Source organism: Sphingobium herbicidovorans, from assembly GCF_002080435.1.
Classification (GTDB): Bacteria; Pseudomonadota; Alphaproteobacteria; order Sphingomonadales; family Sphingomonadaceae; genus Sphingobium; species Sphingobium herbicidovorans.
The window spans coordinates 2,355,893-2,374,700 of record NZ_CP020538.1 but is presented as its reverse complement, the minus strand read 5'-3'; the positions used below and the strand labels follow the sequence as shown (position 1 = coordinate 2,374,700).

Below are 18,808 nucleotides of genomic sequence, written 5' to 3'. Positions count from 1 at the left end.
CCCGGGCCGCTTTCGCGGCCCTTTTTCATGATGGAGAAGCGTACATGAGCATTCAGGCTCTCCGCGAGCAGCGCGCGGCAAAGGCGAAGTCGCTGCAGGATCTGGTGAAGAAGGAAGGTCCGTGGACCGCCGACAGCCAGGCTGCTTATGATGCCGGCATCGCCGAGATCGAGGATATCGACGCCAAGATCGAACGGCACCAGCGCATGAACCAGCTGGCCGCCGAAACTGCGCTCACCAGCAACGTGATCGATGCCGCCAATCGCGTCGGCCGCGACCAGAACAGCGAGGCGAGCCGCCTGTTCGCCAAGTGGCTGCGCGGCGGTGACAATGCTTTGTCGGCCGATGAATGGCAGGCGCACCTGGCCGCCGTGCAGAACACCATGTCTACGACCACCGGAAGCGAGGGCGGCTATACCGTCCAGACCGATGTCGCGCAGACGGTGCTCGATGCATTGAAGGCATTTGGCGGCATGCGCGCGCCCGGCATGGCGACCGTTCTGCAGACGGGTTCCGGCAACGGGATGAACTGGCCGACCAGTGACGGCACCTCGGAAGAGGGCGAGATCCTCGACCAGAACGCCACCGCTGCGGACGCAGACCTGACGTTCGGCACCAAGGATCTGCCAGTCTACAAGTATAGCTCGAAGACTGTCGCGGTCCCGATCGAACTGCTGCAGGATAGCAGCGTCGATATCGAAGCCTTCGTCCGTGCTCGCCTGGTGACCCGCCTCGGCCGCGTCACCAACAAGCACTACACGATCGGCACTGGTTCCGGTCAACCCACCGGCGTGATGGTCGCGGCGGGCACCGGCAAGACGGGCACGACCGGCCAGACCGCAACCGTCGTCTTCGACGATTTGATCGACCTGGAGCACAGCGTCGATCCGGCCTATCGCGAGGGTGGCAATTGCCGCTTCATGATGAACGACAGTTCGGTGAAGGTGGTGAAGAAGCTGAAGGACAGCCAGAATCGCCCGATCTTCCTCCCCGGATATGATCTGGCGAACAATGGCAAGCTCGACACGCTGCTCGGCTATCCGATCAAGGTGAACCAGCACGTGGCCGATATGGCAGCGAACGCCTATTCGATCGCGTTCGGCGATTTCAGCCACTACGTCATCCGCGACACCATGGCGATCGAGATGTTCCGGTTCACGGACAGCGCCTATGCGCGGAAGGGCCAGGTCGGTTTCCTCGCCTTCCTTCGCTCGGGCGGCAACTTCATGGACGTCGGCGGGGCGGTGAAGCGCTACCGCAACAGCGCGACCTGATGACGCAGGGCCCGGCCTAATCGCCGGGCCCTTTGTCCTTTCTCTGGTTTGGGGATCTTCCATGTCGAAACCGAATATCGCGGCCCTGCAGGCCGCCGTCACTGCTGCGCGTGAGGCGCTGGCCGGTGACCCCGAAAATGAAGCGCTGAAGGCAGAACTGGCAAAGGCGGCGCAGGCGCTGGCCGATGGCGAGCAGGAGCTCGCCGAAGCGATCGAGGCCAGCAAGGTCGAGGTGCGCGTGCTGGTCGATCGCGGCGAGCATAAGGCCGACAGCGTTGCGCGCCTTCTCCCGGCGGAAGCAAAACGCGCCGTCAGAGAGGGCTGGGCCGACGCGGACAAGGAGGCAATCGCCTTCGCCAAGGCCGAAGCCAAGTAAGGGGCACGCGCCGCGATGCTTTTCACCCTGACCCCCACGGCCATGCCCGATGGCTATGGGGACGCCCTGTTGAGCCTGGATGCGGCCAAGCTGCATCTGCGCGTGGACGATGCCGAGGAGGATGATCTCATTGAAGTGCTTCGCGACGCTGCCCTGCAGCTGGTCGAGAAGTTCTGCAGCGTTCGCCTCGGCCCGGTGGAAGGCATCGTGGCGACGTTCCCGGCGTTCGGCCGAGGCATGAACCTGGGTGTCGGGCCAGTGCCCACCGTCACCGTGACAGCCGTCAGCTACATCGGGAGCGATGGCGAGCCTGTCGATCTGCCCGCTGGAAGCTGGCGGCTTTCGGTCGATGGCGCGCTGGTCCCGGCGCCGGGGACCAGCTGGCCGACGGGCGGGCCGGTGACCGTGACGTTTGAAGCGGGCTATGCAGCCGACGCTTGCCCTCGGCCGCTGATCGCGGCCGCTAAACTGGCGCTCGGCCACCTCTACGCCATGCGCGACGTTGCCATGGAGGGCGAGGCAAGCGGCGGCATGCCCGCAGCCTTTGGCCTGCTGTGCAGCGGCTACAGAATGCCGGTGCTGTAATGGCGTTCCAACCGCTGCGCGCCGGCGACCTTCGCACCCGGATCCGGATCGAGGTGGAAGGGCGCGTTTCCAATGGGCAAGGCGGATGGACGACGGCTTGGTCGCCGGTCGCGGTCATCTGGGCGAAGAAGGTGCCGCTGCGCGGTGATGAGATCACGCGCGACAGCATACAGCGCGCGGTCAGCGTCACCCGGTTCGTGATTCGGCATCGTTCCGACGTGACGGCCAAGCACCGGATCGTCGAAGTGAAGCAGGTCGGCGAGGCCTATGAGGTTATCGGCGGCCCGTGGAATATCCGGCGGATCGATGATCCCTACGGCCGCCGCGATCGGCTCGAGCTCGACTGCGAATGGCAGGCGGGCCTCGGCTGATGGCGCGCCGTGTCCAGGGTGGCGCGTCCATCCGCCGCTTGTTCCGTTCTCTGCCCGATGCCGCCCGCGATGAGATCGCCACCGTGCTGGATGACGGCAGCCGCGAAATAGAGCGGCAGATGGTGGCGCGCGCGCCACGTCGCACCGGCGCGCTTCAGGCGGGTATCAAGCGTCGGCTGCGCCGCAATTCCCTGTCGGTGTCGATCGGCATCACCGGCAGCAAGGCTGAGAAGCGCAAGCTTTTCTATGCTCGCATCCTCGACCTGGGCCGCAAGGGCCAGACCGTGACGGCGAACAGGCGCAATCCGGGTGGTGGCACGAGCCGCTACACCATGCGGGTGCGCGCGATCGGCGCGAAGCGCTTCGTCACGGGCCGCTATTCCGACGCGCGTGCAGTGCTCAACAATCGGCTGAAAGGCGTCTGGGACCGGATCCTGCGCCGTGTCGCAGGGGGTGATTGATGACCAGTGCCGAAGACGCGATCGAGAAGGTCGCATTCGATCTGCTGTCGGCGATCGAGGATCTGGGCGCGCCGGTTTACCAGCATGTGCCGGAGAATACCGCCCCGCCCGTCGTCATCATCGGCGATATCGAAGCCACGCCGCTGGGTGGGAAGAATGATCCCGATCGCCGCGCCACGCTGTCGGTGATGACCGTCACGGAAGCGGAAGAGCGCAAGTCGCTGCTGCAGATCAAGGGCAAGGCCGAGGCGGCGCTGGATGGTGCCCAGGCCGAGCATGATGGCTGGACCCTGTCCTTTGCCTTCATCGCCGCCACGGCGGTGCTGACGGCCGAGGGCGATGGCTATGTCGGCGAAAGCCGGTTTCAGATCCTGGCGCTTCGCGCCTGATCGCATGCCCCGCAGGGGCTAACCTGAAGGAGTGAACGATGGGCAAAAAATTGGGCAATGACTATCGGCTGTGGATCGAGAGCGCCACGCCGGGCACCTTCAATGAGATCAAGGGCGGCACCTCACTCAAGATCAACCGCACGTCGAACCTGATCGACACCTCGACGAAAGACGATTTTCCGTATGGTACGCAGGCTCCGGGGCTGAAGGCGCTGACGATCGACAGCGAGATCTACCCGAATCTGCCCGACGCCAACGGCTACACGAAGCTGGAAGCGGCGGCGGCGGGAAGCGCGCCGGTTGGCTTCCAGATCCGCAAGGGTGGCTCCGGCGGTCTCGAGGCCGACGTTGTGTTTGAAGCCTCCATGTATGTCGGCAACTTCAACACCGACATGGGCAAGAATGATGTCGTGAAGTGCGACTTCCAGCTGACGCTGGCCGCCGCGCCCACCACGGATACGCTGGCATGAGCCGCGAGGCGAACAATGAACGGGGTGAGCTCACGCTCACCCTGGACGGCGCGGCGGTGGGCCTGCGCCCCAGCTATGAGGCCATCCATGCCTTTGAGCGCGCCACCGGCAAGGGCCTCATGGAACTCGCCCAGGCCGCGCTTGCCGGGACGCTCAGCGCGGGCGACACGGCCATCATCGCTTGCGAGTGTGTCCGCGCCTGGGGCCGTGCCACCGAAAACAAGGGCTATGCTGGTGCGAACACCACGCGCATCGCCGAACTGATGATCGAGGCCGAGGGGGGCTTTTCCATGTCGCTCTCGACGATCGCCGGCATGCTGGCGATGGCGACCACCGGCGGATACACCGCAGCGGGGGAACTGAAGCCGACGGCGATGAAGAAGACGACGGAGTCAGCCCCCGCCGTCGGCTAATGGGCCTTGCGGCCGCTGCCCTTCAATGGCGGCCTCATGAATGGTGGGCGAGCACGCCGCACGAGTTCTGGGCTGCCATGGAGGGGTGGAAGTCTATGAATTGCGTGGAAGATCGTGATAAGTGAACCCCGAATGGGGGAAATCATGCGATTTGCAGTTTTGGCAATGCTTTGGGCTGTGGGCAGCTGCTCGATGCCCGAAAATGAGGCGGTAAAGGCGTGCGAAGATTTCATTCTGACTAAGTTGAGATCTCCGTCCACTTACAAGCGGATCGAGGCATCGGGATCATTGGTTCCATTCGACAAGCCTGAGACGTTTACGGCTGTCGTCGAATATGATGCAGCAAATGCATATGGAACTCCTATTCGAGATCGCCAAGTGTGTGTGTTCGGACTTAAAGATGGGAAGCCCGACACATCCCGCTACTACGATTTCGACTCGGATTTTTCCGGCAAGGGCAAAGACGTGGATCAGGCGGTGCGCGAGAGCAATGCCGCCGCCGATGCGGCAATGCGCGCCGCCGACAATGCGGAACGCGCAGCTATTGAAGCGATGAACAACGCCGAGGATTTGCTCGACTGAGCTTTGGCGCTGATCATCATCCATTTGGAGGGCGGCCACTGGCCGCCTTTTTTGTTGGAGATTGGGATTGGCAACGGACGTCAAAGACCTGCTGCTTCGGATCGATGCATCGACCGAACTGCTGCGCAAGAACATGGCGGCCGCTGAAAATGTCGTCGGCGATTTCGAGAAGGTGGTGGAGCGCGAACTCGACAAGGTGGAGCAGCGCTTTTCGCAGCTGAAGGGCGCTGGGCTTTCCAACTCGCTGCGCGCCATCAAAGAGGATTTCCGCAAGAATTTCACGGACATCCAGAAAATAGCGGCCCAGGCGATCGAAGCTCCTCGCCTGAAAGGCGGCGGGCTCGACCTGGGCGTCGGAGATGCGAAGGCAGCAGCTGCGGCGGCTCAGCAGCAGGCGTCCGCCTTGCGCCTGATCGCGGACGCGGCGGAGCGTGCTGCACTCGGGGAGGACCAACTGTCTCGCGCCACCGATCTGCAGGTGCGTGCCGCGCGAGCCGCAGCGGCCCAGGCCGAATTGCAGGCGCGCCAGCTGGCGGAGCAAGCGGGCGCACTGGAGCGGATCCAGATTGAGGCCAATCTCGCGGCAGCCGCCACGGGACAGTTTCAAGGGGCGGGCCGGAAGGCTGCTGCCAGCGCTGGTCAGCAGAAGGCGGGCTATCAGCAGCTGTCCTTCCAGATCAGCGACGTCGCCACTCAATTTGGCATGGGGGCGAAGCCCATGCAGATCTTCGCAGCGCAGGCGTCCCAGGTGGTGCAGGCGATCGGGATGATCAAGGGCGAAGCGAGTGGCCTGATCGGTTTCTTGGCCGGCCCGTGGGGCGCGGTCCTTCTCGGCGCGGTCACAGTGCTCGGTTCGCTCGCGCTTGCGGAGGACAAGGCTACCCAGGCAAAGAAGGGGCACAAGGATGCGGCCGATGATCTGCGCGATGCAGTTGACCGCCTGAACAGCGCACAGCGATCGGCATCCGAGGCGACCCGCCAGGGTATAATCGACAGCATCAACCAGTCCCGCGCCTATCGGCAGCTTGCCATGGATGCCCGAAAAGCGGCACTTGCAGAATTGGAGCGTGCGAAGGCCAAGCTCCAAGCCGACACCAGTTTGCGCGCCGCGCTGCGCAAGGGTGATGAGTTGGCGACCACGGTGCTAAGCCCGGAAGATGCGTCACTGAAGGCGCAGGTCTCCGCGCTGGAGAAGCGGGTTAACGAGCAAAAGGCCGAAATTTACAAGTCTAGCAACTCCATGCTGGCGGGTTACGCGCAACTCACGCAGCGCGACGTAGCAGCTAGGAACGATCCTCGCGCCTCGGTGGAGCAGCGGTTTGCTGATGCCAATGAGACGGCGTGGCGGGCGTTTCAAAGGTCCGGCGACCGATCAGCATATGATGCTGCCCTTAATCGCAACACTCAGACGCGCGATGCCTCGCTCAAGCTGCTCGAAACGCGGAACAAGGGCGATCGATCAGAGCGGGCGGCGGCGCGTCGTGCTGCCCGATCGGATGCGCGTTATGAGGACGACAAGGATAATTTCGCGGTCGCCGGTCTCCGCGCCCAAGCCGACTATAGCGGCGAGATCGACGATCGGTTGAAGGCGGAACTGGCGGCGCTGGATGCGCAGCTGGAAAGCTATAAGCGTCGGCTCGACCTGGACGAAAACCTCTCCTCCGCCCAGCGCAGCGAACTGGTGGCTGCGCAGGCCGCCGTGGTCGCGCAGGAAAAGATCAATGCCGAACGGAAGGCGGCTGACGATCGCTCCAGGGAACGGTTCGAGCTGGAGACCGCCGCCAACAGAGCGATGCAGGACGTGCTGGAGTCACAGCTGGATCTTGCCATGGGCCGCAAGGAAGAGCTCGCAATCCAGCGGCGGATCCTGATGCTGAAGCAGAGTCAGGAGCGGGCGGAGCAGGAGGCGGTGCTCGCGAGCCAGACCGCGACGGCCGCGCAGAAAAAGATTGCCCAGGCCGCATTGGTGCAGCTGGCTGCAAAGCAGGCCGCCGAGCAGGCATCGCTCAACCTTCGCTATGCCAGCCCTCTCGAGCAGTATCAGCGGAGCATCGCCCAGACGGGGGCCAATCTCGACGATGCCTTCGAGAATATCGGGGTCAGCGCGCTCGACGATCTGAACAATGGCCTGGTCGATGCCATCATGAATGCGGGCGACCTGGGCGAGGTGTTCGCCAATGTCTCCCGCAGCATCGTGGCCGACCTTATCAAGATCGCCATTCAGCAGACTATCGTGGCCAATCTCACGCGGGCGCTGGGGGGGCTGTTCGGGGGCGGCGGTGCTCTCGCGAGCATGCCGACTTCGGTGCCGCAATACACCCTGCCCAGCCTGCCTCCCGGTTTCGCGTCGGGCGGCTATACGGGGAACATGCCGGTCAACCAGGTCGCTGGCCTGGTCCACGGGCAGGAGTTCGTCTTCGACGCAGAAGCCGTCAAGCGGATCGGTCGCGGGCAGCTGGAGGCGATCCGCAACGGCAGCTTCAGGGCACCGCGGATCTCCGCCGGCACGCTGCAGGCGGCATCGGGTGGCGGGGCTGTCCGGATCGAGGTGGCGAGCACGGAAATGTGGCAGGCGGCGGTCCACCAGATCTCGGGCAATGCCGCCGTGTCCATCGTTGAAAAATCCGCGCCAGCTGTGGTCGCCGCATCGGTCGGCCAGAGCAGGAGCGATGCGATGCGGGCGGGTCGCCGCCGCATTCCTGGGAGAGGTTGATGCCGTCCATATCGTTGCCGACGTCGCCGGGCCCGCGCGCGGCGAAGATGAACCTCATGTCGTTCGGGACCATCCTGACGCCGTTTCTGGGCGGGCCGACGCAGAGGATCAACCGGCTCGGCACTCGCTGGTCCATGCTGGTGTCGATGCCGACGCTGATGGCCGATCCGGATGGCCGGGTCTGGGCCAACGCGCTTGCGCAGGCCGTCGAAGCTGGTGCTGTCATGCCGATCGTGCAGGACATCGATACCGGCTCGCCCGGTGCGCCTGTCGTGTCGGCCAATGTGGCGAGCGGGTCGATCCTCCCGCTGTCGGGGATGACGCCGGGCTACCAGCTGCGCGCAGGGCAGTTCGTCTCTATCATTCATGCGGGCCGCCGCTACGTCTATGCGATTAGGGAAGCCGTGACGGTCGGCGTGGGCGGAACGATCAGCGCTTCAATCTTCCCGCTGCTGCGCACCGCACTGTCCACCGGCGATGTGGTGGAGATCGCCACGCCCATGATCGAAGGCTGGATCGATAGCGCCTTCGGATGGGACGTGCTGCAAACGCCCATGATCCAGATTCCCGACTTCACCATCGTCGAAGCTGCGTAGCGCTCAGAGCGCGCGCCTGTTCCATCCTGCTGGGCTGCCGTCATCGGCGGCCCTTTCCATTTGGGGGTTCCCGTGGATCCTACTCTCAAAAGTGCGCTGGCACAGCCCAGCGTGCTGCTCTTTGGCGCGCTCAGGATTGCGCTGCCGACATACACCATCCGGCTGCTGGATGGGTCTGGCACGCTCCAGATCGGCGGCGAGACCTATACCGGCTGCGACGATGTGTTCGGGACGATCGCCGAACTCTCCGAACTCAGTGAAGAGATCGGCGACCAGGCTCCGGAAATCACGATCAAGCTGTTTCCGCCGAATGTCAGCGGGGCCGCGACCCTTGCCAGTCCCCACATGCAGGGGTGTTCCGTGCAGCTGCTCGTCGGCGCGGTGAACATGACGACTGGAACAGTCATCGGCACGCCGGAGGTGGTGTTCCTGGGCGAGATCGACGTTCCAACGGTCGAGATCGATGCCCAGGGCGAGCGAAGCGTGAGCTTTACGGTGGTCAGCGTGTTTGAGCGGCTGTTCGAGGTCGAGGAAGGGCAGCGCGCGCAGAATGCCTGGCATCAGTCGATCTGGCCGGGTGAGCTCGGCCTCGAGCATATGACAGGTACCGACGTGAACCTCTATTGGGGTGCGAAGCCGCCGCAGGGCAACAATCAGAAGAACGGGCTCGCTGGATGGCTCGCCAACGCTCAGGCTGTAAAAGCGAGCATGCCGCGATGACGCCGCTGGAACGCCGACACGCAGCGATTGAGGCCACGATGGCGCGCTATCGGGATCGACCCTTCGAGTGGGGGAAGGTGGATTGCGCGAAGGTCGCCGCGTTTCACCTGAAAAGGCTGGGTCACAAGATCCTGATCAGCAAGGCTGGCAGCTACAGTTCCCCCCTTGGCGCGTCCCGCGCGCTGCGGCGGCTCGGTTATGCGACGTTGGCGGAAATGGCCGATGGGATCGGCCTCACGCCAATTCCCTATGCCCGCATGCTGCTGGGCGATATCGCGGAAATGCCCGCTGAAGCGCCGTTGGGCGCGATTGGTATCTACGCCGGCAATGGCAACCTGTTCTGTTTTCATGAGGATCATCCCGGTCTGGTGACGTTCGCGCCCGACAGGATCCTGCGCGCCTGGAGTGTGTTGTAATGAGGGTGCTGCGCACTGCGGGCATGGTGGTGGCGGCGGTCGCGCTGGTTGCCACGGGCGTTGGCATCGCTGCCGGCGGTGCGGCCGCTGCGGCGGCGGGATCCGCGACGGCGGCGACGGCGCTTTCGATCGGCACCTATGCCAGCCTTGGCGCGGGCATCCTGTCGATGGCCACGGCTTTCATGGCGCCGAAGATGGGCGTTGAAGGTTCGGCGACCACCTTCGCGACGAATCCGCAGAGCGGCCTACCCTATGCGATCGGCCGCACCCGCATGTCGGGGCTGCGCGTCTATGCCCGCACCTATGACGGGTTCAAGCAGCAGTCGAAGCACGACATCCTCGCCTTCGTCGCCCTGCTCAGCATCGCCGGGCCAATCCACAGCATCGAGCAATTCACGGCCGACAATGAGGCTGTGACCTTCTCGACCAATAGCGACGGCGACGCCAACGGCCGCTTCTACCGCTACATGGCGCAGAAGCTGTCGCTGGGGGCGTCGAGCGGCTCGGCGCTGGCGATGACCTTCGGCGGCAAGCCCTTCCCCGAGTGGACCGCCAATCACAAGCTGAGCGGCATCGCACACGCGCAATGGGCGCTTCGCTTCGATACCGACGGCGATCTGTTCGGCGCAGGCGCGCCCGAGCCAGCGTGGATCGGCAAATGGGTGAAGGTCTATGATCCGCGCAAGGATAGCACCTATCCCGGCGGATCGGGCTCGCACCGCGCGCTCAACGAGGCGACCTATGAATGGTCGGACAATCCGGGCCTGCACGCGCTCACCTGGGCGCTGGGCCGCTGGCAGAACGGCAAGCGGGTGTGTGGCATCGGCGCGCCGGTCTCGACCATCCGCGTTGCCGAATTCGTCGAGTGCGCCAATGTCTGCGATGCCAACGGCTGGAAGGTCGGCGGCGTCGAGTGGACGACGGACAGCAAGTGGGACACGCTGAAGCGGATCCTGCAGGCGGGTGGCGCGATCCCGACCCAGACGGGCGCGATGATCGGCTGTCTTACCTCCACGCCGCGCACGGCGATCGCGACGATCGAGAGCCGCCATTTGCTCGATGGCCTGTCGATCGCGGCGACCAAGAGCCGCCGCGACCGCTTCAACAGCGTCATTCCGCGCTACGTCGATGAGGATAGCGATTGGGCCGTCATCAGCGGCACGGCGGTCACCGTGGCCGACTATGTGACGGCGGACGGCGGCCAGCGCACCAAAGAAGTCGATTTCCCGCTCGTGCAGGTGTTCAGCGGCGACACCGCGAGCCAGCCCGGCCAGCTCGCCGCCTATGCGGTCGTCAACAGCCGCGAGGCTGGCCCCTTCACCTGGACGACCGGGCCGGAATGGATCGGGCTGAAGACGGGCGATGTCGTCTATCTGAACGTGCCGGAAGAAGGGCTGGTCAATCAGCCGGTACTCATCACCCGGCGCGCGCCGGATCCGGCGACCGGCAAGGTGTCGTTCGCGGGCGAGACGGAGACCTATTCCAAGCATGCCTATGCGCTGGGGCAGACGACAACGCCGCCCAAGCCGTTCCGGCTCTCGGCGCCGGACCTGAAGCCGCCCGCACCGCTTGCTGAGAACTGGACCGTCACGGGCGTGACTTCCGGCGAAGGCTTCCCGGCCCTGCAGGTGGTCGGCGCGAGCGAGATGCCCTCGGCCGACGCCATCGTCATCGACTACCGCAAAACGGGCGACGAGCCGTGGACCGGCTCTGCCATCCTTTCGGCGGTCGAGCCGGTCGAGCATGTCATCGCACCGCTCGAGAGCGAGACGGCCTATGATGTGCGGATCGCCTATCGCGTCGGCACCGCGCTCGGCAACATGACGATGTTCGTCAATGTCGTGACCGGCTTGGGCAAGATCACGATCATCGAAGGGCAGCTCAGCCAGATCGATGTCCAGATGACCCAGCTGGAGCAGGATGCTGCAGCCGCCCAGACTGCCATCAACGCGGCTCAGGCCGACATCGATGCCGCCGTGGCGGATATCGCGGCGCAAGGCAGCGCGATCGAAACCATTGAGCAGAACGTCGCCACGAACAGTGGCGACATCGAACTGCTCGTGCAGCAGATCGATGCGCTCAGTCCGCAGGGGATAGTTGAGCTTTCGAACAAGCTGGGCGTGATGGCGACGACGAATGAAGCCGTTGCTGGCGCGCTTCTGGCAGCGACCATCAAGACCAGCGAAAGCAGCGCATCATTCAGCAGTGAACGGACAATCCGCGCGAACGCGCATCAGGTCATCGCCCGGGCCGTAGATGCCATGGGCGTCCGCATGGGCGCTGCCGAAGCCGGCATCAGCACTGAACAGACTGTACGCGCCACGGCCGACACCGCGCTGTCGAATCAGTTAAACACCGTGTCGGCGTCGGTTGATGCCAACTCAGCGGCGATCACGGCAGAGGTGTCGGCTCGGGCGACGGGCGACGCATCGCTGTCCAACCAGATCAACTCGGTCACAGCCACGGTTAATGGCCACACCGTGAGTATCACCAACCAATCCGTCGCGATCGGGACCGCCCAAGGCGACATCACGACACTCTTCGGGCGGGCGGCGCTCACCGTCGATGTGAACGGCCGCATCACCGGCTATGAGATCGACAACAACGGCACTGTTGGCAGTTTTACGATCCGATCTGATCGATTCCGCGTCCTGCCGCCCAGCGGCACGACTGACGGCTTCTATATCGATATCGATGGGAGCAACCGAACGACGCAATATATCCGAAGCGGTTCCGTGCGTGTCGTCGAACTGGGCTGGATCGTCAACTGATGCCCTGGGGCCTGCGCATCCGCGATGAGGATGGCAATCTGCAGATCGAAGAAGGGGCACGTTATGGACGGGTCTCGGGTTTCTTCGACATCACCGCTGAAAACTCCACCGTTTCCGGCACCACTTGGACAGGATCGTTCAACGACGCGATCTTCCTGACCGGCACGCCCTGGTGGGCGATCAGATACGACTATTCCTCTATCCCAAGGCGGCCTGTCGCTGGCGTCACTATCTCGGTGTCGGGACAAACGCTGAGCTGGTCCATTGACCGAAATATCTCGCCCGCCCCCAACGTCACCGCCGTTCGCCTGCTTTACGGGGTATATTGATGCCATACGGCCTGAGGATCGTCGGAAGTTCCGGCGCAGTGCAGATCGACCAGTTTTACCGGAATCTGATGCTGCGCACCGTCGCGACCGCGACCACCTCTTCGCCCGACAAGGATGACTATCAGACGTTCACGGAATATCCGAAGAACGGCTACAGCTACATGGACGCGGCGCCGCCAAGCTCGCCCGAGACGCCGCTCGTGTTCTTCTCGGCCGATGCTTACACCGGCCTGAGCGACAGTGGCTTCCTGGTCACCAACAAGGCCCGAGGCAGCACATCGAAGCTGGCTGTGTTCGATACGCCGCTGCCATTGCCATCGCCGCTCAATAAATGGGGTTTGGTTGTCAGGACGGCTGCTGGCGTCGTCACCTATTATTCGGGCTATCGCTACCTGCGGGTGCATCAGGTTCTGACCGGGAGCGACTATGTCGCGAACCCGATCAACCTGTCGCTGCCGACCAATCGCAAGTGGGGCTTCTGCTGCTTCAAATGGGCTGGTCGCACCCGCATGGATGACGACCGCGCCTATGACGACATCGGCTCCAACCTGCGCTTCTATCGCATCCGGCGCGAGATCATGGGGCTGCGCCTGTCCGGCGGGGTGCTGACCTCGATCGACATGTCCTACATGGACGACGACGATTATGCATTCCCTGACATGGCTTACGACCATCAGGATTCCGTCGATCGCTCCTATGCGGTCATCATCGCCGACATGACACACGTTCCGGAGTGGTGAGGGTTTCGCCTCGATCCGATCCGACCACCTGACCTGACGACCTTCATCATCTGCGCGTGGATGCGCGCGGATCTGCACGCCCATGGGGAGATAACTATTGCCTTGGTATAATGCGGGGACGGTCGCCGTCACCAACAACAGCGCCACGGTCACCGGAACCAGCACCGGATGGGTGGGCAACGTCGATGCGGGGCAAGCCTTCATCGGCCCGAACGGCATTCCCTATGAGATATTGTCGGTCAACTCGGCGACGTCGATCACGCTGCGGACCAACTATGTCGGCACGACCGCGTCGGGTCAGGCTTATCGGATCATGCCCGTGCAGGGCTATCTGCGCGACCTGGCCACGCAAGCGGCAGTCCTGGTGCTGTCCTTTGCTACGGTCAGGGATGGCGTGGGACAAGGCATCTTCCCCGGGGGCAGCGTCGGCACGCCGGGATTTCGGTTTAGCGGCGATGAGGATACCGGCATCTATCGCCCAAGCGCAGATGCCATGGCGCTGGTTACGGCCGGCGTCGAGCGCGTGAGGGTCGATTCGAATGGTGCATTGTGTGTCGGTCGCACAGCGCCCGACCTCTCCGGCGCCCGCGCAGTTATTGCAGACGATTCGACTGGGAGGGGCTTAAACTTTGTTACATCGTCGGGGAATGGTTGCGGAGTAATCGGTACTACCGGAGCGTCTGACGCAACTGCCGGGCTTATTATCAATGCTTATCGCGGTGGCGGGTCAATCCGCTTTGCCCTGAATGGGCAGGAAAGGTGGCAGTTCTCTTCGTCCGGCCATCTCTTTCCAGTCGCAGATAACGTCTATGACGTTGGCGGCGCAGCGAACAGGATTAGGCAGTTTTACTCTGGCACCAGCACAATCCACACCTCCGACGAGCGTGAAAAGTCGTGGATCGGGATCAATGCGGATGATCGCGCGAAGTATCTGCGGATTGCCCGCGCGATACTTGATGAGCTGGGCTGGTTTCAGTTTCTGGAATCGATCGAGGAGAAAGGCGCGGACGGCGCGCGCTGGCACTTCGGTGTCCGCGCGCAGGCCGTATGGGCCATCGTCGCCGGTGAGGGCCTGTGCGCTCCGCTCATTGGCACCGGGGCTGAGCAGCGGCCTGATCCCGATTGGGAGGGACCGCCGCCGCCAGCCTGGCTCTGCTTCGACCAGTGGGACGAAGCGGTGCGGCAGGAGCCCATCTTTTCCGAAGTGCTGCTCGACGCTGACGGCAAGCCACTGCAGACGGGCATACGTGAGACCATCGAACGCGAAGCAGGGAACCGCTTCGGCCTGCGGACTGACCAACTGGATTTGCTGCTCAGCTGGGGCCTGCGGGAACTCGACAAGGAAAAGGAGGCGCTGATCGCGGACCTTACCGCCCGCGTCGAAGCGTTGGAGGCGGCATGATCTTCCTGCAGCACATCGTCATGGCGCTGGTCGCCCAAACCGTCGTCGGCCTGCTCACCGGCAACTGGTGGGCGGGCGCGGCGCTCGGTTCCGCTTATTTCATCGGCCGGGAAGTCGCCCAGGCTGAATATCGCTGGATCGAGCGGTTCGGGGGCGGGCTGCGCATCAACATGCCCTGGTGGGGTCGCCTCGATCCTCGCGTCTGGCCAAAGCTAGACCAGTGGCTCGACTGGATCGGGCCGGTTGTCGCGACCGTTATCGCGGCGCTCATAGCAGCGGGGTAATCCAGGAATATGGCAGTGGAAACGGGGGCGTCGGCCGGTGAGGTTGGCGGGATGGTGGCTGGCGCGATCGCCATATTGGCGGCGCTGGGCAAAGGGGCTGCCTGGGCGCTGAATTGGAAGGACGCCCGGGCACGGACGCGGGCGGCCAAGCTGCAGGCGTGGCACGAAGAATTGCAGGCCCGGGAAGAGCAGCAGGACAAGCGCGATCGCGACTATCAGCAGCGGATCGAAACGCAGCTGCGTCGGCTCGCGGTGGAAAATCGCGTGCTTCGGCGAGCGTTCGAGTTGGTTGCCGAACCACTGCGGCGACTGGAGCCTGATAACCCGAATCTCGCTCGGGCTCAGTTGATGCTGGATCGTGCATTCCCGCTTGATCCAGCCCTGCCGGAGGATCTCGCCTCATTGACGGCCATGATCGATCGCCCGGCTCCGGAGCCCGAGCGAGTCTGACGCCGGCACATATCCGAACTTTTCGCGGGCGCTTCGGCGCCCTTTTTCATGGGGGAATGAGATGAACTCGACCGACCCTGCGTGGCTGCTCGCCGCGCGGCAACTGCTCGGCACGCGCGAAGCGGCCGGGGCTGCGAACAATGGCACCATTCTTGGCTGGGCAAAGCTGCTCGGCATCAAGGTGCTGGGCATCCTCTACAATGCGGACAGCACGCCCTGGTGCGGCTTGTTCGTCGCGCACTGCCTGCGCGTCGCTGGCGTCAACCTTACGGCCATGAAGGTGGGCGTGCGGGCCAAGGCGTGGGCGACCTGGGGCAGCGCGATCGCGGCCGATCGGCTCGCGCCTGGCGCAATCCTCGTCTTCGATCGAGCGGGCGGCGGGCATGTCGCCTTCTATGTGGGCGAGGATCTAACGCACTATCATGTGCTGGGCGGCAACCAGGGCGACCGGGTCAGCATCATGCGGCTGGAAAAGAGCCGATGCGTCGCGCGGCGCTGGCCCGCGCTGGTGCCGGTCATCGGTGGGCCGGTGAAGCTCACGGCTGCTGGCGTGCCGGTGTCGAGGAATGAGGCATGAGCGCGGTGCGCTGGCTGCGATCGCGCCTGCAGGAGCGATCGACCTTCGTGGGGATCGGGACGGCGATCGGCGCTGCCTCGATCCTGCCCAGCCCGTGGAGTTGGCTCAGCTTGGTCGCCGGCACGATCGCGGCGCTGATTCCCGACAAGAATTATGGGGGTGAATGATGGGTGCGATCTTCTCACGGATTTGGCCGCATCTGCTCGCTGTCGCGGCGATCGTGGGCATGATCTGGTATCTCGACCATCGCGGCTATGAGCGGGCGCAGGCGGATGAGCGCCTCGCCCGTGCCGAGGCGGCCGCGACCTTCAACATCCTGCTGCGTCGGAGCGAGGGCCGCTTGGCGGCCGTCGTCACCTCAAACGACCGAACGCTGGCCGACAAGATCGCGGCCGTGCGGACCTATCACCGCACCATCATCCAGCCTGCCCTTGAAAAGGAGATCGCGCATGATCCGCTTCTCGCCCGTCCTGATGCTCGCCTGTCTGACGGCGTGCTCCGCGAACTCAGCGCCGCCCGCGCCGGCAGCGCCTGTTCCCGCCGAACTGACGGCGGAATTGAGTGCGCCTTGCCCGTCGCTGTCTCAGATCTGGGATCCGGTGGTGGCGACGCTGGTGCGGGTGAGCCAGGTGGACGCCCGCCTCTATGAGGAATGCCGCCTGCATCATGCCGGCGTCGTCAATGCCTATGTGGAAAGCAGGGCCGAGATCATCCGGCACAATGGGGGGCGATCGCCTCCATCCGCGCGCGCCGACATCATCGATCCTCCCTGAACCGGAGGGGCTGGTCGGCTTCCGGTCAGCCTCGAAACCGATTGACGATCCGCTTCCATTCCCGTTCGTCCGGGAGGGTTAGCGTAATTTGCGGGGACGCATCGACCAGGTCGATCGCATTCGGCCGAATGCGCTTGCCGAGTCGGCGGGCGCATTCCCGGCACCAGAACTTCTGGCGCGCAGCCCCGAAATTATCGTCCCAGCCACGGCGGTGGAAATGCCACCAGACGCCATGAGGGTGGAACAGGCCGAAGTGACCGCACCGGCAGATAACCTTCACCGTGCGGTGCCAGGCCGCCGCTTCGAACAGACAGGTGGCGACCTTTAGTCCGTCTCTATACCGGGCCACATTCCGCCAGCGCCTCGTCGGCAAGCTCCTGCAATGTGGCGTAACGAACTTCGACCAGATCCGCGATGGCGGCCGAGATATACTTCACATCCCGTCCGGTGAGGCCGCCATCGTCAACCGCCTCATCGTCCTGCAATCTTTCAGCGAAGCGCCTGAAGCGCGCTTTCAATTCATCGTCCATTTGGTTCTCCATTCGGCGAGCCAGTGAGTTCCCCGCCTCGGCGGGGGTTGAGGCGCGCCAACGCCTCAAGCCGGCGGAAACGACCCGCCATGTCACCGGCTGGCCTGCCGGATTCATCCCGCCTCCCGGCGCTCGGGAGGGGTGAACAGATATGGAACAAACATAATGGAGTCGAGTCCGCTTTTTGACGATTTTGTCTCGCCCGTGTCGCCTGTGGCCGCCTACATCGGCGGCAAGCGGCGGCTGTGGAAGCGCGTGACGCGCGCGATCGATCTGGTGCCGCACCAGTCCTATGGCGAGGTGTTCATGGGCATGGGTGGCGTCTTCCTGCGGCGGGGTCGCCGCCCGCGTGCCGAATTCATCAACGACTGGTCAGAGGATGTGGCGACTTTCTTCCGGATCCTGCAGCGCCACTATGTCGCGTTCCTGGACATGCTCCGGTACCAGCTGACGACCAGGAGCAATTTCGAGCGGCTGATGCGGGTCGATCCTTCGACCCAAACCGATCTGGAGCGCGCCGCGCGGTTCCTCTATCTCCAGCGCCTGGCGTTTGGCGGCAAGGTGGCGGGGCGCAACTTCGGTGTCGATCCGGCAAACTCGGGCGGGTTCGATGTGACGAAGCTGCAGCCCATGCTGGAGCAGCTGCACGAGCGGCTTGCCGGCGTGACGATTGAGCGGCTGCCCTGGTCGGATTTCATCCGCCGCTATGACAAGCCCGACATGCTCTTCTATCTCGATCCGCCCTATCATGGGAGCGAGGGGGACTATGGGGCGGGCATGTTCGATCGAGCGGAGTTCGGCGTGATGGCCGAGCAGCTGCGCACGATCGAAGGCCAGTTCCTGATGAGCATCAATGACGTGCCGGAGATTCGCGAGGCATTCGCTGGCTTCGCCATGATGACCGTCGATCTGCAATATACGGTCGGCAACGGGTCGCCGGTGGCGGCGCGGGAACTTATCATCACGAATAGCCGAGACGTTCCGGTCGAGCGGCTAGTCCCTTCTAAAGGCCCGGTTTAGCGGGGTTTTGGCAGAGCGGGGGCGGTCATCGCCTGGACCTAACGAGCGTGTATGATATTGACTGATCCCCGCTACCCGCTCCAGCATCGGCAAAAGAGTTTGGCGCCCCGCCGAGCGACAGCGACGCTGCAGCCCATCTCGTCATTGAACATGAAACGAAGCTGCGGCACCAACTGATATCGACCCCGCAGCCTTCATCGCACAAGGAACCATCGCTCAGGCCTCGCGCAAGCGGTTGATCACGACATCTTCGTCGGCGGTACGCCGAACCGCCGGACATGCGATCATCCTGAGCGCCTGCCACCTCGGCCGGCCATCGCCCTATTCTACCCGGGTCTTGTTTTGATTCGATCCAAGCGCGCCATCTCGATTATCATTGGTAAAAAGAGCGAGTCGATTCGGCTCGCGACGCTGGAACGGGGTCATGTGCGGCGTGGTCGATCTGCCATGATCCATGGGAACACTGCGGGGATCTGCGGGGCAAAAATCAGTAGACATCGCCAGAAGGCAGCTTTACGTGCACTGATCGTCACGCGTGGCTACCAGCAAGTAGAAAATTATGCCTT

The 18,808-nt window shown here is 63.7% G+C and carries 26 protein-coding genes; 24 read left to right on the top strand and 2 right to left on the bottom strand.

All coding sequences use genetic code 11. The features are described 5' to 3' along the window. The first annotated feature begins 44 nt into the window (after positions 1–44). The 23 genes from B6S01_RS11695 (at position 45) to B6S01_RS21050 (ending at position 16,692) form a co-directional block, all read left to right on the top strand. A complete protein-coding gene (locus B6S01_RS11695) occupies positions 45–1,274 on the top strand; it encodes a phage major capsid protein (RefSeq protein ID WP_037462603.1) in 1,230 nt (409 codons plus the stop codon). Between the two features lie 61 nt (positions 1,275–1,335). Further along, the gene (locus B6S01_RS11690; RefSeq protein WP_037462604.1) at positions 1,336–1,650 is read left to right on the top strand and encodes a hypothetical protein; all 315 of its coding nucleotides are present in this window, start codon (positions 1,336–1,338) and stop codon (positions 1,648–1,650) included. A gap of 15 nt (positions 1,651–1,665) precedes the next feature. Further along, a complete protein-coding gene (locus B6S01_RS11685; RefSeq protein ID WP_037462607.1) occupies positions 1,666–2,235 on the top strand; it encodes a head-tail connector protein in 570 nt (189 codons plus the stop codon). After that, positions 2,235–2,606 (top strand): phage head closure protein, encoded by a 372-nt coding sequence (locus tag B6S01_RS11680; RefSeq protein ID WP_051907996.1) that lies wholly within the window; start codon positions 2,235–2,237, stop codon positions 2,604–2,606. The genes B6S01_RS11685 and B6S01_RS11680 overlap by 1 nt, the downstream gene beginning before the upstream one ends. Beyond that, positions 2,606–3,067: an HK97 gp10 family phage protein gene (locus tag B6S01_RS11675; RefSeq protein WP_037462609.1), complete on the top strand. Its 462-nt coding sequence runs from the start codon at positions 2,606–2,608 to the stop codon at positions 3,065–3,067. The genes B6S01_RS11680 and B6S01_RS11675 overlap by 1 nt, the downstream gene beginning before the upstream one ends. Then, positions 3,067–3,456, top strand: coding sequence for a tail completion protein gp17 (gp17, locus tag B6S01_RS11670; RefSeq protein ID WP_037462610.1), 390 nt, complete (start codon positions 3,067–3,069; stop codon positions 3,454–3,456). Before B6S01_RS11675 ends, gp17 begins: the two co-directional genes overlap by 1 nt. A gap of 38 nt (positions 3,457–3,494) precedes the next feature. Continuing rightward, positions 3,495–3,926, top strand: coding sequence for a phage tail tube protein (locus B6S01_RS11665; RefSeq protein WP_037462614.1), 432 nt, complete (start codon positions 3,495–3,497; stop codon positions 3,924–3,926). Continuing rightward, positions 3,923–4,339, top strand: coding sequence for a GTA-gp10 family protein (locus B6S01_RS11660; RefSeq protein WP_037462615.1), 417 nt, complete (start codon positions 3,923–3,925; stop codon positions 4,337–4,339). The genes B6S01_RS11665 and B6S01_RS11660 overlap by 4 nt, the downstream gene beginning before the upstream one ends. Positions 4,340–4,471: 132 nt before the next feature. Further along, complete coding sequence (locus tag B6S01_RS11655; protein ID WP_037462616.1) at positions 4,472–4,921, top strand: hypothetical protein; 450 nt, start codon at positions 4,472–4,474, stop codon at positions 4,919–4,921. Positions 4,922–4,988: 67 nt separating this feature from the next. Further along, positions 4,989–7,634 carry a phage tail length tape measure family protein gene (locus B6S01_RS11650; RefSeq protein ID WP_037462617.1) on the top strand — a complete coding sequence of 882 codons (2,646 nt, stop codon included), beginning with the start codon at positions 4,989–4,991 and terminating at the stop codon, positions 7,632–7,634. Further along, positions 7,634–8,230 (top strand): hypothetical protein, encoded by a 597-nt coding sequence (locus B6S01_RS11645; protein WP_037462620.1) that lies wholly within the window; start codon positions 7,634–7,636, stop codon positions 8,228–8,230. Before B6S01_RS11650 ends, B6S01_RS11645 begins: the two co-directional genes overlap by 1 nt. Before the next feature lie 111 nt (positions 8,231–8,341). Beyond that, the gene (locus B6S01_RS11640) at positions 8,342–8,950 is read left to right on the top strand and encodes a hypothetical protein (RefSeq protein WP_231567916.1); all 609 of its coding nucleotides are present in this window, start codon (positions 8,342–8,344) and stop codon (positions 8,948–8,950) included. Then, positions 8,947–9,366, top strand: a complete 420-nt coding sequence (locus B6S01_RS11635) for a DUF6950 family protein (protein WP_037462623.1) — start codon at positions 8,947–8,949, stop codon at positions 9,364–9,366. The genes B6S01_RS11640 and B6S01_RS11635 overlap by 4 nt, the downstream gene beginning before the upstream one ends. Continuing rightward, on the top strand, positions 9,366–12,137 hold the full coding sequence (locus B6S01_RS11630) for a phage tail protein (protein WP_051907997.1): 2,772 nt from the start codon (positions 9,366–9,368) through the stop codon (positions 12,135–12,137). Before B6S01_RS11635 ends, B6S01_RS11630 begins: the two co-directional genes overlap by 1 nt. Continuing rightward, positions 12,137–12,466, top strand: coding sequence for a hypothetical protein (locus B6S01_RS11625; RefSeq protein ID WP_037462625.1), 330 nt, complete (start codon positions 12,137–12,139; stop codon positions 12,464–12,466). The genes B6S01_RS11630 and B6S01_RS11625 overlap by 1 nt, the downstream gene beginning before the upstream one ends. Then, positions 12,466–13,206 (top strand): hypothetical protein, encoded by a 741-nt coding sequence (locus tag B6S01_RS11620; protein ID WP_037462627.1) that lies wholly within the window; start codon positions 12,466–12,468, stop codon positions 13,204–13,206. Before B6S01_RS11625 ends, B6S01_RS11620 begins: the two co-directional genes overlap by 1 nt. Before the next feature lie 97 nt (positions 13,207–13,303). Beyond that, on the top strand, positions 13,304–14,608 hold the full coding sequence (locus B6S01_RS11615) for a tail fiber domain-containing protein (protein ID WP_051908000.1): 1,305 nt from the start codon (positions 13,304–13,306) through the stop codon (positions 14,606–14,608). Then, positions 14,605–14,892: a hypothetical protein gene (locus B6S01_RS11610; protein WP_037462630.1), complete on the top strand. Its 288-nt coding sequence runs from the start codon at positions 14,605–14,607 to the stop codon at positions 14,890–14,892. The genes B6S01_RS11615 and B6S01_RS11610 overlap by 4 nt, the downstream gene beginning before the upstream one ends. A gap of 9 nt (positions 14,893–14,901) precedes the next feature. Beyond that, positions 14,902–15,342, top strand: a complete 441-nt coding sequence (locus tag B6S01_RS11605) for a hypothetical protein (protein ID WP_037462631.1) — start codon at positions 14,902–14,904, stop codon at positions 15,340–15,342. 61 nt (positions 15,343–15,403) lie between these two features. Continuing rightward, a complete protein-coding gene (locus B6S01_RS11600) occupies positions 15,404–15,919 on the top strand; it encodes a TIGR02594 family protein (RefSeq protein WP_037462633.1) in 516 nt (171 codons plus the stop codon). Beyond that, complete coding sequence (locus tag B6S01_RS21055) at positions 15,916–16,086, top strand: hypothetical protein (protein ID WP_156103312.1); 171 nt, start codon at positions 15,916–15,918, stop codon at positions 16,084–16,086. The genes B6S01_RS11600 and B6S01_RS21055 overlap by 4 nt, the downstream gene beginning before the upstream one ends. After that, complete coding sequence (locus tag B6S01_RS11595) at positions 16,083–16,568, top strand: hypothetical protein (RefSeq protein ID WP_081570385.1); 486 nt, start codon at positions 16,083–16,085, stop codon at positions 16,566–16,568. Before B6S01_RS21055 ends, B6S01_RS11595 begins: the two co-directional genes overlap by 4 nt. Next, on the top strand, positions 16,549–16,692 hold the full coding sequence (locus tag B6S01_RS21050) for a hypothetical protein (RefSeq protein WP_169802859.1): 144 nt from the start codon (positions 16,549–16,551) through the stop codon (positions 16,690–16,692). Before B6S01_RS11595 ends, B6S01_RS21050 begins: the two co-directional genes overlap by 20 nt. 25 nt (positions 16,693–16,717) lie before the next feature. Here B6S01_RS21050 and B6S01_RS11590 read toward each other — a convergent pair whose 3' ends face one another. Both B6S01_RS11590 and B6S01_RS11585 read right to left on the bottom strand, forming a co-directional pair. Further along, positions 16,718–17,041 carry a hypothetical protein gene (locus tag B6S01_RS11590; protein ID WP_081570384.1) on the bottom strand — a complete coding sequence of 108 codons (324 nt, stop codon included), beginning with the start codon at positions 17,039–17,041 and terminating at the stop codon, positions 16,718–16,720. Next, complete coding sequence (locus B6S01_RS11585; RefSeq protein WP_037462638.1) at positions 17,028–17,222, bottom strand: hypothetical protein; 195 nt, start codon at positions 17,220–17,222, stop codon at positions 17,028–17,030. Before B6S01_RS11585 ends, B6S01_RS11590 begins: the two co-directional genes overlap by 14 nt. 165 nt (positions 17,223–17,387) lie before the next feature. Here B6S01_RS11585 and B6S01_RS11580 point away from each other — a divergent pair, with 165 nt between their 5' ends. Beyond that, positions 17,388–18,242 (top strand): DNA adenine methylase, encoded by an 855-nt coding sequence (locus B6S01_RS11580; protein WP_037462639.1) that lies wholly within the window; start codon positions 17,388–17,390, stop codon positions 18,240–18,242. The last annotated feature ends 566 nt before the right edge of the window (positions 18,243–18,808 follow it).